Genomic DNA, 15,450 nt, shown 5'->3' with positions numbered 1-15,450 from the left:
CCTGACTGCATCCTTTTTCCGCCCGCAACGGGAACGGATATGTCAGCAGCGCGTAGTGCCTTTATCCTCGCCGCCACCGGCAGCGGGTGTGGCAAAACCACCGTTACGCTTGGGTTGTTACGCGCCCTGACGCAGCGCGGCTTACGCATTCAGCCTTTCAAAGTCGGCCCTGACTATCTGGATACCGCCTGGCATACGGCGGTGACCGGCGTTGCTTCCCGCAATCTCGACAGTTTTATGCTCCCCACCGCCACCCTCAATGCCCTGTTTACTGCGCACCTGGAGCAGGCCGATATAGGCGTCATCGAAGGCGTAATGGGACTGTATGACGGCTACGGCACCGATCCTGACTATTGCAGCAGCGCTGCGCTGGCAAAACAGCTGGGCGTGCCTGTGATTTTGCTGGTCGATGGCAAAGCCGTTTCCACCTCCATTGCCGCCACGGTGATGGGCTTCCGGCACTTTGATCCGGCGCTGAATATCGCAGGTGTAATCGTCAACCGGGTCAACAGCGAAGGGCACTTTCAACTGCTTAAGCAGGCTGTCGAAAAATACTGCCCGCTGCCGGTACTGGGTTATGTTCCGCACAGTGCGGGCGTGGCGCTGCCAGAGCGACACTTAGGCCTGGTGACGGCGCGGGAGTCCGTCGTGGAGTCCGACGCCTGGCAGGATTTTGCCGCACGTTTAGAACAGACCCTGGATATCGCCCGCCTGCTCGACCTGACGCGCCTGCAAACGCTGCCGCCCGGTCAATGGCCTGAGATGCCCGCGTCCGGCGAAGGGTTAACCCTGGCGCTGGCCGATGACGAAGCCTTTAACTTTTACTATCCCGATAACTTAATGCTGCTTGAGCAGGCGGGCGTGCGCATCGTGCGTTTTAGCCCGCTTCACGACAGCCACTTACCAGAGTGCCAGATGCTGTGGCTCGGCGGCGGCTACCCGGAACTGCACGCCCCGGCGCTTGCCGCAAACCACACCATGCGGGCGCAAATCCGCGCCGCCCATCAGCGTGGCGTGGCGATCTATGGCGAATGCGGCGGGCTGATGTATCTCGGCACCACGCTGACCGATGCCCGTGGCGCGGTGCACAACATGCTCGACATTATTCCCGGCCACAGCCAGATGGGTAAAACGCTCACCCGGTTTGGCTACTGCGAGGCGCAGGCGCGGGAGCACACCCTGTTTACCGCCCCAGGCGAGCGGCTGCGCGGCCATGAATTTCACTATTCCGATTTCACCCCGGCGCGCCAGGCCGCGTTCGACTGCCATAAAACCCGCGACGGGCAAATGCTTAAGCGCTGGCAAGGGGGCTGGCAGGTGGGTAACACCTTCGGCAGCTACCTGCACCTGCATTTTGCCCAGCGCCCAACGATGCTCAACCACTGGTTTGCCGCCGCAAGGAGCGCCCGATGACGCTGCTTGCCTGGTTTACCGCATGGCTCCTCGATCGCTGGCTGGGCGATCCTCCCCACTGGCCGCATCCGGTGCGCTGGATCGGCGCGCTGATTAATCTGACGCAGCGTCTGGTGCGCAAGGCGTGCAAGCGTGAAGCGACGCTAAAAATCGGCGGTGGCGTGATGTGGCTGGTGGTGGTCGGTACCACCGGCGGGGTGGCCTGGGGTCTTCTCGCTCTGGCCCGCGCCATTCACCCCTGGATCGGCTTCGGCGTTGAAGTGTGGATGATTTACACGCTGCTTGCCGCGCGCTGCCTGGATGACAGCGCCCGCGCGGTCGAAAATGCCCAGCGTCACGGCACGCTGGCGGAAAGCCGAGAAAAGCTGTCGTGGATTGTCGGGCGCGATACCTCGGCGCTGGAGCCCGCGCAAATCAGCCGCGCGGTCGTGGAAACCGTCGCCGAAAACACCGTCGATGGCGTCATTGCCCCGCTGTTTTTCTTGTTGATCGGCGGTGCGCCGCTGGCGATGGCCTACAAAGCGGTGAACACCCTCGATTCGATGGTCGGCTACAAACATGAAAAATACCGCGCCATCGGCATGGTCAGCGCACGCATGGACGATGTGGCGAATTACCTTCCGGCGCGCCTGAGCTGGCTGCTTCTCACCGCCGCCGCCTGGCTGTGCCGTTTCGATGCTAAACGGGCATTCCGGCTTGGCTTTCGCGATCGCCGCAATCACAGCAGTCCGAACTGCGCCTGGCCGGAGGCAACCGTCGCTGGCGCGCTCGGCGTGCGCCTTGGCGGGCCGAATGACTATTTCGGACAGCGCGTGGACAAGCCGTGGATCGGCGATGAGCACCGCGCGATCCATATCGATGACATTTCCCGAACCCTGAAACTGATGTGGGTCGCCTCGACGCTGGCGCTGATCTTATTTGCGCTGGTGCACATCGCGCTTGCGGGCACGTTCACAGGATGAAAACCATGGAGTATTTGCAGCAACCTCAGGCCATTGAAGCCAAAAGTTTTGTCATCATCAGCGACATTATTCGCCAGACGCGGCCCGACTATGTTTTTGCCAGCCCGCTGCATGAGGCGGTGATCAAGCGCGTTATCCATACCACCGCCGATTTCGACTGGCTGGATATTCTGTGGTTTTCCGACACCGCCCTGACCAGTCTGTGCGCCGCGCTACGCAACGGCTGCACGCTGTACACCGATACCACCATGGCGCTCTCAGGCATTAATAAAACCCTGCTCGCCCACTTCGGCAGTGAGGTGCGCTGTTTTATCAGCGATCCGCGCGTGGTGCGCCAGGCGAAGGCGCAGAGCATCACGCGCTCCATGGCGGCGGTGGATCTGGCGCTCACCGAGCCGGGCGACAAAATCTTTGTCTTTGGCAACGCGCCTACCGCGCTGTTCCGCCTGCTGGAGCATAAATGCGACGTGCGCGGCGTGGTGGGCGTACCGGTGGGTTTTGTCGGGGCCGAAGAGTCAAAAGATGCGCTGGCGGCCAGTCAGCTTCCGGCGATTGCAGCCCTCGGGCGCAAAGGGGGCAGCAACGTCGCGGCGGCGATTATTAACGCCATGCTCTACCACCTGCGGGAGGCGCAATGAGCGATTCCGCCTTTGACGCCCCGGTCTGGCATAACGGTAAAGCCTTACGCAAAGGCTACACCACCGGCTCCTGCGCCACGGCGGCGGCGAAAGTAGCCGCGCTGATGGTGCTGCGCCAGCACCTGATCCATCAGGTGTCGATTGTCACCCCGTCCGGCGTCACCCTGTGTCTGAACGTCGAGTCGCCGCACATCGAGGGCCAGCAGGCTATCGCGGCGATCCGTAAAGACGGCGGCGATGACGTGGACGCCACGCACGGAATGCTGATTTTTGCCCGTGTCACCCTGACCGACAGCCCGGAGATTGTGCTGCGCGGAGGGGAAGGCGTCGGCACCGTCACCCGTAAAGGCATCGGCTTACCCATTGGCAGCGCGGCCATCAACCGCACGCCGCGCCAGACCATCGAAGCCGCCGTGCGGGAAGCCATCGGCCCGGCGCGCGGGGCTGACGTTGAAATCTTCGCCCCGGAAGGCGAGGCGCGGGCGCAAAAAACCTATAACGGCAGATTAGGCATTGTGGGCGGCATTTCGATTATCGGCACCACCGGCATTGTCACGCCCATGTCTGAGGAGAGCTGGAAGCGCTCGCTGGCGCTGGAGCTTGAGATCAAACACGCCGCCGGGCTGCGCCGCGTCATTCTGGTGCCCGGTAATCACGGCGAGCGGTTTGTGCGTGAACAGCTTAACGTCTCAACAGACGCGGTAGTGACCATGAGCAACTTCGTCGGCTACATGATTGAAGAGGCGGTGCGACTGGGCTTTACGCAAATCGTACTGGTGGGGCACCCCGGCAAACTGGTGAAAGTTGCCGCCGGGATCTTTCACACCCACAGCCACATCGCCGATGCACGCATGGAAATCCTGGTGGCGCACCTGGCGCTTCTCGGCGCGCCGCACGATCTGCTGCTGGCGGTAAGCGAGTGCGACACCACCGAAGCGGCGCTGGAACCTGTTCAGGCCGCCGGATTTAGCCATCTGTTTGATCACCTCGCCCGGCGGATCTGCGAGCGCGTGGGGCAGACGCTGCGCTTTAGCCAGAATCCGCCCCAGTGCGACGCCATTTTATTCTCGTTTGATAACCAGGTGCTGGGCGTGAACCGTCCTCTCACCGCCATTGCGGAGGATCTGCAATGCTGACCGTCGTGGGAATGGGGCCTGGCACGCTGTCGCTGATGACGCCCGCCGCACTGCAGGCCGTGCAGTACGCCGATGCGCTGGTGGGGAGCAAAAGACACCTCGCCCAGTTTGTCGCTTTTAAAGGTGAAATCCGCGCGCTTGACGCGGATATTCCGGCGCTGCTGGCGTGGCTTGCCGACCAGCAACATCGACATATCGTGGTGCTGGCCTCCGGCGATCCGCTGTTTTTTGGCATTGGCACACGGCTGGTGGCGCATTTTGGCATTGCGCAGGTGCGCGTCATTCCTGGCATCAGCGCAGTGCAGTATCTGTGTGCGAAAACCGGCATCGACATGAATGATATCTGGCTGACCAGCAGCCACGGGCGCGAAGTGGATTTCGACACGATCGTCCGTCACGACAAAGTGGCGATGGTGACCGACGCCCGCTGCGGCCCGCGTGAAATCGCCGCTGAACTGATCACGCGCGGCGCAGGCCACCGCTGGCTGGTGATTGGCGAAAACCTCGCCCAGGACAACGAACGCATTCACTGGCTGCGGGCCACTGAAGTGCGGGAGCAATACGACATGAACGTGGTGGTGATCCTCAATGAAAGATGAGTTGTTTTTACGCGGTGAAAAAGTGCCGATGACCAAAGAGCCGATCCGGGCGCTGGCGCTCTCCCGGCTGGCGCTGCACCGCGCCACGCATTTTATTGATATCGGCGCGGGCACCGGCAGCGTCTCCATCGAAGCGGCGCTGCTTAATCCCTCCCTCGCCATCACTGCGGTGGAGCGCAACCCGGCGGCGCTGCGTTTGCTGGAAGATAACCGCCTGCGCTTTGACTGCCCGAACATCACCATCCTCGAAGGCGTTGCGCCTGTCTCCATCCCAAGACTCGCCGACGCGGTGTTTATCGGCGGCAGCGGCGGCAATCTCACCCAGCTTATCGACTGGTCGCTGGCGCAACTGCACCCCGGCGGGCGTCTGGTGATGACCTTTATTTTGCAGGAAAACCTCAGCGCCGCGCTTACGCACCTGGCTTTGTGCCGGGTCAGAGCGCTGGACTGCCAGCAGTTGCAGGTTTCCACCCTCACCGCACTCGGCACAGGCCATTACTTCAAGCCAAATAACCCCGTCTTTGTGATTTCCTGCGAGAAGGAGACCAGCGATGCCAGACACAACTGAGGCGCAAACCGTCTGGTTTGTGGGGGCCGGGCCGGGTGATAAGGAGTTGATCACCCTGAAGGGCTACCGGCTGTTGCAGCGGGCGCAGGTGGTGATTTATGCCGGATCGCTGATCAACACCGAGCTTCTGGACTATTGCCCACCCGATGCCCAGTGCCACGACAGCGCTGAACTGCATCTTGAGCAGATCATCGACCTGATGGAAGCCGGAGTGAAAGCGGGGAAAACCGTGGTGCGACTGCAAACGGGCGACGTTTCGCTCTACGGATCGGTGCGTGAGCAGGGCGAAGTGCTCACCGCGCGCGGCATCGCCTGGAAAGTGGTGCCGGGTGTCAGCGCCTTTCTCGGTGCCGCCGCCGAACTGGGCGTGGAATACACCGTGCCGGAAGTGTCGCAGAGTCTGGTGATCACCCGTCTTGAGGGCCGTACCCCGGTACCGCCGCTGGAGCAACTGGAGTCGTTTGCCGCGCATCAGACCTCGATGGCGATCTACCTCTCCGTGCAGCGCATTCACCGCGTGGCGGAGCGGTTGATTGAAGGGGGTTACCCGGCGGATACCCCGGTGGCGGTGATTTATAAAGCCACCTGGCCGGAAAGCCAGACGGTGCGCGGCACCCTGGCAGACATCGCCGACAAAGTCCGCGAGGCGGGCATTCGCAAAACGGCGCTGATCCTGGTCGGGAAATTTCTTGGCGAGGAGTACCACTACTCGCGCCTCTACGCGGCGGATTTCAGCCATGAATACCGTAAAGCCTGACGCCATTGCGCTGTTCTGCCTGACGCCGGGCGGCGTACAGCTTGCGAAACGGCTGCAAACGGCGCTCCCGGTGCGCTGTTTTACCAGCGAAAAGCTGGTCACCGACGGGTTCTCACCCTTCGACGGCAACTTTGCGGACGCGCTGCGCGATGCCTTTTGCCGCTATTCCACGCTGGTGTTTATCGGCGCGACGGGCATTGCCGTGCGCGTGTTGGCTCCGCTGGTCAACGACAAACTGCACGATCCGGCGGTCATTGTGATCGATGAGCACGGGCAGCACGCGATCAGCCTGCTCTCCGGTCACTTGGGCGGCGCGAATGCGATGGCGGTTTACCTGGCGGGCCTTCTGGGGGCCGATCCGGTGATTACCACCGCCACCGACGTTAACGGTCTGGCGGCGCTGGACGTGCTGGCGCGCCAGCTTGATGCGCGGATGGAACATTTTCGCGCGGCGGTCAAACGCATCAATCAGATGCTGGTCAGCGGGCAGCGCATCGGGCTGTGGTGCGACGAAAACCTGCGTGATGACGCAGCGCGCTGTGACACGCGCGGATTTATTCCGGTCGACGATTTCACTGCCTTGCCGCCGCTCGATGCGCTGGTGTGCATCAGCATGCGCGCTGAACTGCCCGCGCTGCCGGTCCCGGTGTACAAACTGGTGCCCCGGCGCGTGGTCGCCGGGATCGGCTGTCGGCGCGATACGCCGTATGCGGTGGTGTCGTCCCTGCTCGACAGGCAGCTTCGGGCGCAGCAGTTCGATCCGCTGGCGCTGCGGGCCATCGGCAGCATCAGCTTAAAACAGGATGAAAAAGCGCTGCTTCAGTTAGCCGAAAACCTGAACGTCGCCTTTGAGATTTTTAGCGCTGACGCGTTGCGCCAGCATGAGCACCATTTTCCCGCGTCGGCGTTTGTCCGTCAGACCGCCGGGGTGGGTAGCGTATCCGGTCCCGCCGCCTGGCTGATGAGCCAGGGGCAACTGGTGGGCGACACGCTGCGCGAGCAGGGCGTCACCATAACTTTGGGAGTTTCACACTGATGTTAACTGTTATCGGAATTGGCCCCGGCTCGCAGGCGATGATGACCATGGAAGCCGTTGAAGCGTTGCAGGCGGCGGAATACGTGGTGGGCTACAAAACCTACACCCATCTGGTCAAGGCATTCACCGGCGATAAGCAGGTGATCAAAACCGGCATGTGCAAAGAGATCGAGCGTTGCCAGGCGGCGATTGAACTGGCGCAGGCCGGGCATAACGTGGCGCTGATCAGCAGCGGCGACGCGGGGATTTACGGCATGGCCGGGCTGGTGCTGGAGCTGGTCGGCAAACAAAACATCGATGTGGAAGTCCGTCTGGTGCCGGGCATGACCGCCAGCATCGCAGCGGCCGCATTGTTAGGCGCGCCGCTGATGCACGACTTCTGCCACATCAGCCTGAGCGATCTTTTAACCCCGTGGCCGGTGATTGAAAAACGCATTGTTGCCGCAGGCGAGGCGGATTTTGTCATCTGCTTCTATAACCCGCGCAGCCGGGGCCGCGAAGGGCATCTGGCCCGCGCTTTCGAACTGCTGGCGGCCAGCAAAAGCGCGCAAACCCCGGTGGGCGTGGTGAAATCCGCCGGGCGCAAAAAAGAGGAAAAATGGGTGACCACGCTGGGCGAGATGGACTTTACGCCGGTGGACATGACAAGCCTGGTGATTGTCGGCAACCGCGCCACCTATGTGCAGGACGGCCTGATGATCACCCCGCGTGGTTACGTACTGTGAGCCAGACTGACGTGCTGGTCATCGGCGGTACCAGCGACGCGCGGGCGATTTGCCAGCAGCTTGATGCGGCGCAGGTGAGCTACACGCTTTCTGTCGCCACGCCAACCGGCGAGCAACTGGCGGGCACGCTTCGCGGCGCGGTGCGCTGCGGTCGGCTGGATTGGGATGAGATGGTGGCCTGGCTTAAATCGGGGCAAACCCGCTGGGTGATTGATGCCTCGCACCCCTACGCCGAGGTGGTGAGCCGCAATATTCAGCGCGCCTGCGAACAGGCGGGCGTTCTGCTCAGCCGCTACCAGCGCCCGGAGCAGCTTGCGGGCCTGACGCACCCGCTGCTGCATTACGTGCATTCCATCGGCGAAGCCTGCGAAGTGGCGCGGCCTCTGGGCGACCGCATCCTGCTGACCACCGGCAGTAAAGATCTGGCGGCCTGGCGTGCGGGGCTTCCTGAAAAAGTGCTGATGGCGCGTGTGCTGCCGGTCGCGGAGGTAATGACGCAGTGCGCTGAACTGGGCTTTGGCGTGGGCGAGATTTTCGCCCTCTGCGGCCCGTTTAGCGCGGAATTTAACGCCGCGTTTTACCGCCAGTGCCGGGCCGACGTGGTGATCACCAAAGCCTCCGGTGCGGAAGGGGGCTATCAGGAAAAAGTCCAGCCCTGCCTTGATGCCGGTATTCCCTGCATCGTGATCGCCCGCCCTGCGCCAGCGGTGGCGGGGGACGAATTACTGGAAAGCCAACAGGCCTTCAGCCAGCGGCTGGCACGCTGGCTTGCCGCCCAATAAAGGAGAAGAAGATGAAAAAAGCACTTCTGGTGGTGAGCTTCGGCACCAGCTATCCCGATACCTGTGAGAAAAACATTGTTGCCTGCGAACAGGCGCTGGCGGAAAGCTGCCCGGATCGCACGCTGTTTCGCGCCTTCACCTCGGGGATGATCATTCGCAAGCTGAAACAGCGCGATAACCTGCACATCGACACCCCGCTCGTCGCGCTGAAAAAGCTGGCGGAGCAGGGCTATCAGGACGTGGCGATCCAGTCGCTGCACATTATCAACGGGGATGAGTACGAGAAAATCGTCCGCGAGGTGCAGAGCCTGCGCCCCCTGTTTACCCGTCTCACCCTCGGCGCACCGCTACTCAGCAGTCACGCGGATTATGAGCATCTGATGCAGGCGCTGGCGTGGCAAATGCCGGTGCTGTCGGCAGGGGAAAAAGTGGTGTTTATGGGCCACGGCGCGAGCCATCACGCCTTCGCCGCCTACGCCTGCCTCGATCATATGATGGCGGCACACCGCTTCCCGGCGCGGGTCGGGGCGGTAGAAAGCTACCCGGAAGTTGACCTGGTGATTGAAAGCCTGCAACGGGAAGCGATCACCCACGTGCACCTGATGCCGCTGATGCTGGTGGCGGGCGATCACGCGATCAACGACATGGCGTCCGACGAAGACGACTCCTGGAAAACGCAGTTCCAGCAGGTGGGCATTCGCGCCACGCCGCATTTGCAGGGCCTGGGGGAAAACCCGGCGATCCGGGCGATGTTCGTCAGCCATCTGCACCAGGCGCTGGCGCAACAACTGGAGGTGGCGGCATGAGCGGCAAACTCTACGCATTGGGCACCGGACCCGGAGCCAGCGACTTAATCACTGTGCGCGCGGCGCGCATCTTAGGCCAGCTTGATGTGCTGTACGCCCCGGCAGGACGCAAGGGCGGTGACAGCCTGGCGCTGTCCATCGTGCGCGAATACCTGGGGGCGCAGACCGAAGTGCGCTGCTGCCACTTTCCGATGAGCGCCGACAACGCCGAGAAAGAGGCGGTGTGGGATGAGGTTGCCACCGCGCTGACCGCTGAGGTCGCGGCGGGCAAACAGGTCGGGTTCATCACCCTTGGCGATGCCATGCTCTTCAGCACCTGGGTCTATTTGCTGCAACGGCTGGGTCGCCCGGCGTGGCTTGAGATCGTCCCCGGCGTCACCTCGTTTGCGGCGATTGCCGCGCGCGCCCTGACGCCGCTGGCGGTGGAGCAACAGTCGCTGGCGATTGTCTCCTGCACCGCGCCGGAAGAGGAGATCCGCCAGGCCCTGGCGCAGCATCAAAGCCTGGTGCTGATGAAAGTTTATGGCCGTTTTGCCCGCATCAAAGCGCTGCTGACCGAGGCGGGCGTTATCGACCACGCGCTGATGATGGTCGAGGCGACCTTGCCCGGCGAGCAGTGCTGGCGGCAGTTAAGTGAGGTGAGCGACACTCAGCCGCTGCCCTATTTTTCAACGATTCTGATTAATAAAGCGTGGGAGAGGGGATGAAACGGGAGCAACAGCTTAAACGGCTGTCACTGAGCGGGCTGCTGGCAGCCTTGCTGCTGATGGTTGTCCCGCAGGAGGCATTTGCCATGCACATCATGGAAGGCTTTTTACCGCCGCTGTGGGCGCTGGCGTGGTGGGTGCTGTTCCTGCCGTGCCTGTGGTACGGGCTGGTCAGACTGCGCCAGATCGTACAGGACGACAGCCATCAGAAAGTGCTGCTGGCGCTGTGCGGGGCGTTTATTTTCGTGCTCTCGGCGCTGAAAATTCCGTCGGTCACCGGAAGCTGTTCTCACCCTACCGGCGTGGGGCTGGCGGTGATCCTCTTTGGTCCGGGCGTGGTGGCGATCCTCGGCGCAATCGTGCTGCTCTTTCAGGCGCTGTTACTGGCGCACGGCGGGCTGACCACCCTTGGTGCGAACGGCATGTCGATGGCGGTCATCGGGCCTGTAGTCGGTTACCTGGTGTGGAAAATGGCGACCCGCGCCGGTCTGCGCCGGGATGTCTGCGTCTTTCTGTGCGCGATGCTGGCGGATCTGGTGACCTATTTTGTGACCTCGGTGCAACTGGGCGTCGCCTTCCCGGACCCCGCAACCGGGGCAGCCGGTTCCGTGGTCAAATTTATGAGTATTTTCTGTCTGACGCAGATCCCGATTGCCATTGCCGAAGGGCTGCTGACGGTGATGATTTACGACCAGCTCAGCAAACGGCAACTGATTACCACCCCAGGACACGCCCAATGAAAAAAACACTGATCTTACTCGCCATGGTGATTGCGCTTGTGATCCTGCCGTTCTTCATCAATCACGGCGGGGAATATGGCGGATCGGATGGCGAAGCCGAAAGCCAGATTCAGGTAGTGGCACCCGATTACCAGCCCTGGTTCCAGCCGCTCTATGAACCGGCCAGCGGCGAGATCGAAAGCCTGCTTTTTACGTTGCAGGGATCGCTGGGCGCGGCGGTCATTTTTTACATTCTCGGCTACATGAAAGGCAGACAGCGTGACGAACGGCCTTGATCGCCTGAGTTACCAGAGCCGCTGGTATGGCGTGGCCCCGGAGCGGAAGTTTTTTCTCTGGCTGACGATGATGATCCTCGCCTTCTCACTGCCTCCTCTGGGGCAGGGCATGTTGCTGTGTGGGCTGGCGGCGTTGACCTGCTGGACCGCGCGCATATCGCTTATCCGCTGGCTGCGCTGGATGGCGATCCCTTTCTCGTTTTTGCTGATTGGCGTGCTGACGATTATTTTTAGCCTCACCGACGATCCGCAGGCGCTGCTGGCGGGCGTGCCGGTGGGCGGCTACTGGTTTGGCGTGACCCAGGCGGGCGTGACCACGGCGAATGAAACCTTCTGGAGAAGCCTGGCGGCGCTGGCGGCCACCTTCTGGCTGGTGCTGAATCTGCCGTTTCCGCAGCTCATTATGTTGCTGCGCCGCGCCCGCGTTCCGCGTCTGATCGCCGAGCAGGTGCTGCTCACCTGGCGCTTTATTTTTATCCTGCTGGACGAGGCGATGGCTATCCATCGCGCGCAAACGCTGCGATTTGGTTATCGTAGCGTGCCGATCGGATACCGCTCGCTGGCGATGCTGGTCGGGCTGCTCTTTAACCGGGTGCTGATCCGCTATCAGCAAATGGCGACGACGCTGGATATCAAACTTTATCAGGGTGATTTTCACCTGTAAGGATCACCATGCTGGCAACCGAAGGGCTCTGGTTTCGCTACCAGGATGCACCGGTGCTGAAGGGCCTGACGCTCGACTTCTCCCGCCAGCCGGTCACCGGGCTGGTGGGGGCGAACGGCTGCGGAAAATCCACTTTGTTTATGAATCTCAACGGCCTGTTGCGCCCGCAAAAAGGCGCGGTGCTGTGGCAGGGCAAGCCGCTCGATTACAGTAAGCGCGGGCTGCTGGCGCTGCGTCAGGAGGTGGCGACGGTCTTTCAGGACCCCGATCAGCAAATTTTTTACACCGATATCGACAGCGATCTCGCGTTCAGCCTGCGCAATCTCGGTGTGGCCGCCGATGAGATCGCCCGGCGCGTTGACGACGCGCTAACGCTGGTGGATGCGCAGGGGTTTCGCCATCAGCCAATCCAGTGCCTGAGTCACGGACAAAAAAAGCGCGTCGCCCTTGCCGGTGCGCTGGTGATGCAGACGAGCTATTTATTGCTGGACGAACCGACCGCCGGGCTGGATCCTTCCGGGCGGACGCAAATGATCGCGATAATTGCGCGCATTGTCGCCCAGGGAAATCATGTGGTGATCTCAAGCCACGACATCGATTTAATGTACGAAGTGTGCGACACCCTGTATGTGCTGGATCGGGGCGAGGTGCTGGCCGAAGGCACGCCGCAGGCGGTGTTTAGCCAGAAAGCGACGATGGCTCAGGCGGGGCTGACGCAGCCCTGGCTGGTGAAGCTGCACACGGAAGCGGGCCTGCCGCTGTGCAAAAGCGAGGCTGAATTCTTCGCCCGGATAAGGGCAACGCAAATTAAGGAGGCGTCATGACGCTGGCGATTATGGTGCAGGGCACTGCGTCGGACGTGGGTAAAAGCGTGCTGGTGGCGGGACTGTGCCGGATTTTTTATCAGGATGGTCAGCGCACCGCGCCCTTTAAATCGCAAAATATGGCGCTCAATTCCGGTATCACGCCGGACGGCCAGGAGATGGGCCGGGCGCAAATTTTCCAGGCCGAAGCCGCAGGCATCACGCCGGATGTGCGCATGAATCCGGTGCTGCTCAAACCCACCAGCGATCGCAAAGCGCAGGTGGTGCTGATGGGCAAAGTGGCCACCAGCATGGACGCCGTCAGTTATCACGAGTACAAACCGCGCCTGCGCGAGCAGATCATCAGCGTTTATCAGAGTCTGGCGAGCGAGTACGACGTGCTGGTGCTGGAAGGGGCGGGCAGCCCGGCGGAAATCAATCTGCGCGATCGCGATATTGTGAATATGGGCATGGCGGAGATGGCCGCCTGCCCGGTGGTGCTGGTGGCGGATATCGATCGCGGCGGGGTGTTTGCCGCTATTTACGGCACGCTGGCGCTGCTACAGGATCATGAACGCTGGCGGGTGAAAGGCGTCATTATCAATAAATTTCGCGGCGATGTGGCGCTGTTAACGCCGGGAATTAAGCAGATTGAAGAACTGACCGGCGTGCCGGTGCTGGGCGTGATGCCGTGGCTTGAGGTCGATCTGGAAGATGAAGACGGCGTGGCTTTGCAGCGCGGAAAGTATCTGCACACCGGCGCGCGAGAAATTGATATCGCGGTGATCCAGCTTCCGCACATCTCCAACTTCACCGATTTTAACGCGCTCGCCGCCCAGCCAGACGTGCGGGTGCACTATGTGCGTCACCCTGACGAGCTGCAATACAGCGATCTGATTATCCTTCCCGGCAGTAAAAATACCCTGGGCGATCTGCAATGGCTGCGTGAAAGCGGGCTGGCGCAGGCGCTGTTACAGGCGCATTGCGCGGGCGTGCCGCTGGCTGGCATTTGCGGTGGCTACCAGATGCTCGGTGAAACCATTATCGACGAGGTGGAATCCGGCCTAGGTACTCAGCCGGGACTGGGATTACTTAACGTGGTGACCCGGTTTGCGCCGTCAAAAACCACCACGCTGGTGGATGCGGCGATGCAGGCGGATTTACCGGGCTGGCTGGCCGGTGCAGGCGACATTCCCCTGCGCGGCTATGAGATCCATATGGGTGAAACCACGCTGAACGCCGGATGCCGCCCGGCGCTGTGGCTGGAAAAAGAGGGGCTGCGGGTAGCCGATGGCGCGGTCAGCGACGACGGGCAGGTGTTCGGCACCTATCTGCACGGGCTGTTTGACAGCGATCGCTTTACCCGCACGGTGATCAACGCTCTGCGCGTCCGCAAAGGGTTACCGCCCCATGACGCAACGGTCAACTATGCCCGCTACAAAGCGCAGCAATTTGACCTGCTGGCTGACGCCATGCGTGAACACATTGATATTGAAAAACTTTACCAGATTATGCGTGAGCATAAGGAGCCAGCATGATAACGCTTGTGACCGGCGGCGCGCGCAGCGGGAAAAGCCGCCACGCCGAATCGCTGGTCAACGCCTGCCCGCGCGTGCTTTACATCGCCACTTCGCAGATTTTTGACGAGGAGATGGCGGCGCGGATTGCGCACCATCGGGAAGGCCGCCCGGCGCACTGGCGCACCGAGGAGCGCTGGCAAAAACTGGATGCGATCATCACCGCGAATAACGATCCGCAGGAGGCGATCCTGCTGGAATGCATCACCACCCTGGTCACCAACCTGCTGTTTGCATATGGCGGCGACAGCGATCCCGACGACTGGGATTACGCCGCGCTGGAATCCGCCGTGGAGCAGGAGATTGCCGGGCTGATCAGCGCCTGCCAGCGCTGCCCGTCGCCGGTGGTGCTGGTGACTAACGAAGTGGGAATGGGCATTGTGCCGGAGAACCGGCTGGCGCGGCATTTTCGCGATATCGCCGGACGGGTGAATCAGCGGCTGGCGCAGGCGGCAGACGAGGTCTGGCTGGTGGTATCGGGGATTGGAGTCAAAATTAAATGAGCAAAATCTTCTTCGCCACCCTGTCATTCATTACCCGCCTGCCGGTTCCGGCGCGCTGGGTGCAGGGGCTTTCTATCGATCGGTATGTGCGCGGCATCGTCTGTTTTCCGCTGGTCGGCGTGGTGCTGGGCGTACTCAGCGGGCTGGTTTTTCTCGGTTTACAGAGCGGTTTCGGCGCACCGCTGGCGGCGCTGTTTAGCGTACTGGCACTGGCGCTGCTGACCGGTGGCTTTCACCTCGACGGCCTTGCGGACACCTGCGATGGCGTATTTTCTGCGCGAACCCGCGAGCGGATGCTGGAGATTATGCGCGACAGTCGCCTCGGCACTCACGGCGGGCTGGCGCTGGTGTTTGTGCTGATGGCCAAAATCCTCGCAATCAGTGAACTCTCTCTGCGCGGATTACCGATGATTGCGGTGATGGCGAGCGCCTGTGCCGCCGGGCGTGGATGCGCCGCGCTGCTGATGTACGGTCATCGCTACGCCCGCGAAGAGGGGCTGGGCAACCTGTTTATCGGCAAAATCAGCCTCTGGCAAACCACCGTTACGCTGGGCCTCACGGCAGTGCTGGCTACGGCGTTCCTGGGGATGCACGGCCTGATGGCAACGGGCGTGACGATACTGGTTATTTATCTGCTTGGCCTGCTCTTAAAACGCACGCTGGGCGGGCAAACCGGCGACACGCTGGGGGCGGCGATTGAACTGGGTGAAGTGATATTCCTGCTGGCGCTGCTCTGGCAGCCCTGATTGATGAGAAATA

19 protein-coding genes are annotated in these 15,450 nt (G+C 61.6%); all 19 read left to right on the top strand.

The features are described from left to right. Positions 1-39 precede the first annotated feature (39 nt). From BM373_RS05475 to cobS, 19 genes are read left to right on the top strand one after another with little or no spacing between them, the layout of a single operon-like run. Complete coding sequence (locus BM373_RS05475; RefSeq protein WP_090461068.1) at positions 40-1,413, top strand: cobyrinic acid a,c-diamide synthase CobB; 1,374 nt, start codon at positions 40-42, stop codon at positions 1,411-1,413. Further along, positions 1,410-2,375, top strand: coding sequence for an adenosylcobinamide-phosphate synthase CbiB (cbiB, locus tag BM373_RS05470; RefSeq protein ID WP_090460298.1), 966 nt, complete (start codon positions 1,410-1,412; stop codon positions 2,373-2,375). The genes BM373_RS05475 and cbiB overlap by 4 nt, the downstream gene beginning before the upstream one ends. A gap of 5 nt (positions 2,376-2,380) precedes the next feature. After that, positions 2,381-3,013: a cobalt-precorrin-8 methylmutase gene (locus BM373_RS05465; protein WP_090460296.1), complete on the top strand. Its 633-nt coding sequence runs from the start codon at positions 2,381-2,383 to the stop codon at positions 3,011-3,013. Next, positions 3,010-4,149 (top strand): cobalt-precorrin-5B (C(1))-methyltransferase CbiD, encoded by a 1,140-nt coding sequence (gene cbiD / locus BM373_RS05460; protein ID WP_090460294.1) that lies wholly within the window; start codon positions 3,010-3,012, stop codon positions 4,147-4,149. Before BM373_RS05465 ends, cbiD begins: the two co-directional genes overlap by 4 nt. Continuing rightward, positions 4,143-4,748 (top strand): cobalt-precorrin-7 (C(5))-methyltransferase, encoded by a 606-nt coding sequence (locus BM373_RS05455; RefSeq protein WP_090460293.1) that lies wholly within the window; start codon positions 4,143-4,145, stop codon positions 4,746-4,748. The genes cbiD and BM373_RS05455 overlap by 7 nt, the downstream gene beginning before the upstream one ends. After that, positions 4,738-5,316 (top strand): decarboxylating cobalt-precorrin-6B (C(15))-methyltransferase, encoded by a 579-nt coding sequence (locus BM373_RS05450; protein WP_090460291.1) that lies wholly within the window; start codon positions 4,738-4,740, stop codon positions 5,314-5,316. The genes BM373_RS05455 and BM373_RS05450 overlap by 11 nt, the downstream gene beginning before the upstream one ends. After that, complete coding sequence (locus tag BM373_RS05445) at positions 5,300-6,073, top strand: cobalt-precorrin-4 methyltransferase (RefSeq protein ID WP_090460289.1); 774 nt, start codon at positions 5,300-5,302, stop codon at positions 6,071-6,073. The genes BM373_RS05450 and BM373_RS05445 overlap by 17 nt, the downstream gene beginning before the upstream one ends. After that, on the top strand, positions 6,054-7,109 hold the full coding sequence (cbiG, locus tag BM373_RS05440; protein ID WP_090460287.1) for a cobalt-precorrin 5A hydrolase: 1,056 nt from the start codon (positions 6,054-6,056) through the stop codon (positions 7,107-7,109). The genes BM373_RS05445 and cbiG overlap by 20 nt, the downstream gene beginning before the upstream one ends. Next, positions 7,109-7,834: a precorrin-3B C(17)-methyltransferase gene (locus BM373_RS05435; protein ID WP_090460285.1), complete on the top strand. Its 726-nt coding sequence runs from the start codon at positions 7,109-7,111 to the stop codon at positions 7,832-7,834. The genes cbiG and BM373_RS05435 overlap by 1 nt, the downstream gene beginning before the upstream one ends. Continuing rightward, positions 7,831-8,616: a cobalt-precorrin-6A reductase gene (locus BM373_RS05430; protein WP_090460283.1), complete on the top strand. Its 786-nt coding sequence runs from the start codon at positions 7,831-7,833 to the stop codon at positions 8,614-8,616. The genes BM373_RS05435 and BM373_RS05430 overlap by 4 nt, the downstream gene beginning before the upstream one ends. Positions 8,617-8,627: 11 nt before the next feature. Further along, a complete protein-coding gene (locus tag BM373_RS05425; RefSeq protein WP_090460281.1) occupies positions 8,628-9,422 on the top strand; it encodes a sirohydrochlorin cobaltochelatase in 795 nt (264 codons plus the stop codon). Next, positions 9,419-10,129 (top strand): cobalt-factor II C(20)-methyltransferase, encoded by a 711-nt coding sequence (locus BM373_RS05420; RefSeq protein ID WP_090460279.1) that lies wholly within the window; start codon positions 9,419-9,421, stop codon positions 10,127-10,129. The genes BM373_RS05425 and BM373_RS05420 overlap by 4 nt, the downstream gene beginning before the upstream one ends. Next, positions 10,126-10,869: a cobalt ECF transporter S component CbiM gene (gene cbiM / locus BM373_RS05415; RefSeq protein WP_090460277.1), complete on the top strand. Its 744-nt coding sequence runs from the start codon at positions 10,126-10,128 to the stop codon at positions 10,867-10,869. The genes BM373_RS05420 and cbiM overlap by 4 nt, the downstream gene beginning before the upstream one ends. Continuing rightward, positions 10,866-11,144 carry an energy-coupling factor ABC transporter substrate-binding protein gene (locus BM373_RS05410; RefSeq protein ID WP_090460275.1) on the top strand — a complete coding sequence of 93 codons (279 nt, stop codon included), beginning with the start codon at positions 10,866-10,868 and terminating at the stop codon, positions 11,142-11,144. The genes cbiM and BM373_RS05410 overlap by 4 nt, the downstream gene beginning before the upstream one ends. Next, positions 11,128-11,808 (top strand): energy-coupling factor ABC transporter transmembrane protein, encoded by a 681-nt coding sequence (locus BM373_RS05405; protein WP_090460273.1) that lies wholly within the window; start codon positions 11,128-11,130, stop codon positions 11,806-11,808. The genes BM373_RS05410 and BM373_RS05405 overlap by 17 nt, the downstream gene beginning before the upstream one ends. Before the next feature lie 8 nt (positions 11,809-11,816). Continuing rightward, positions 11,817-12,632 (top strand): energy-coupling factor ABC transporter ATP-binding protein, encoded by an 816-nt coding sequence (locus tag BM373_RS05400; RefSeq protein WP_090460271.1) that lies wholly within the window; start codon positions 11,817-11,819, stop codon positions 12,630-12,632. After that, positions 12,629-14,149, top strand: coding sequence for a cobyric acid synthase (locus BM373_RS05395; protein WP_090460269.1), 1,521 nt, complete (start codon positions 12,629-12,631; stop codon positions 14,147-14,149). Before BM373_RS05400 ends, BM373_RS05395 begins: the two co-directional genes overlap by 4 nt. Then, positions 14,146-14,691, top strand: coding sequence for a bifunctional adenosylcobinamide kinase/adenosylcobinamide-phosphate guanylyltransferase (gene cobU / locus BM373_RS05390; RefSeq protein ID WP_090460266.1), 546 nt, complete (start codon positions 14,146-14,148; stop codon positions 14,689-14,691). The genes BM373_RS05395 and cobU overlap by 4 nt, the downstream gene beginning before the upstream one ends. After that, positions 14,688-15,437 carry an adenosylcobinamide-GDP ribazoletransferase gene (gene cobS, locus BM373_RS05385; protein ID WP_090460265.1) on the top strand — a complete coding sequence of 250 codons (750 nt, stop codon included), beginning with the start codon at positions 14,688-14,690 and terminating at the stop codon, positions 15,435-15,437. The genes cobU and cobS overlap by 4 nt, the downstream gene beginning before the upstream one ends. The last annotated feature ends 13 nt before the right edge of the window (positions 15,438-15,450 follow it).

It is taken from the genome of Enterobacter sp. kpr-6 (assembly GCF_900116015.1).
Classification (GTDB): Bacteria; Pseudomonadota; Gammaproteobacteria; order Enterobacterales; family Enterobacteriaceae; genus Enterobacter_D.
Note: the sequence above shows the minus strand (reverse complement) of the source record. Positions and strands in the feature narration are given on the sequence as shown.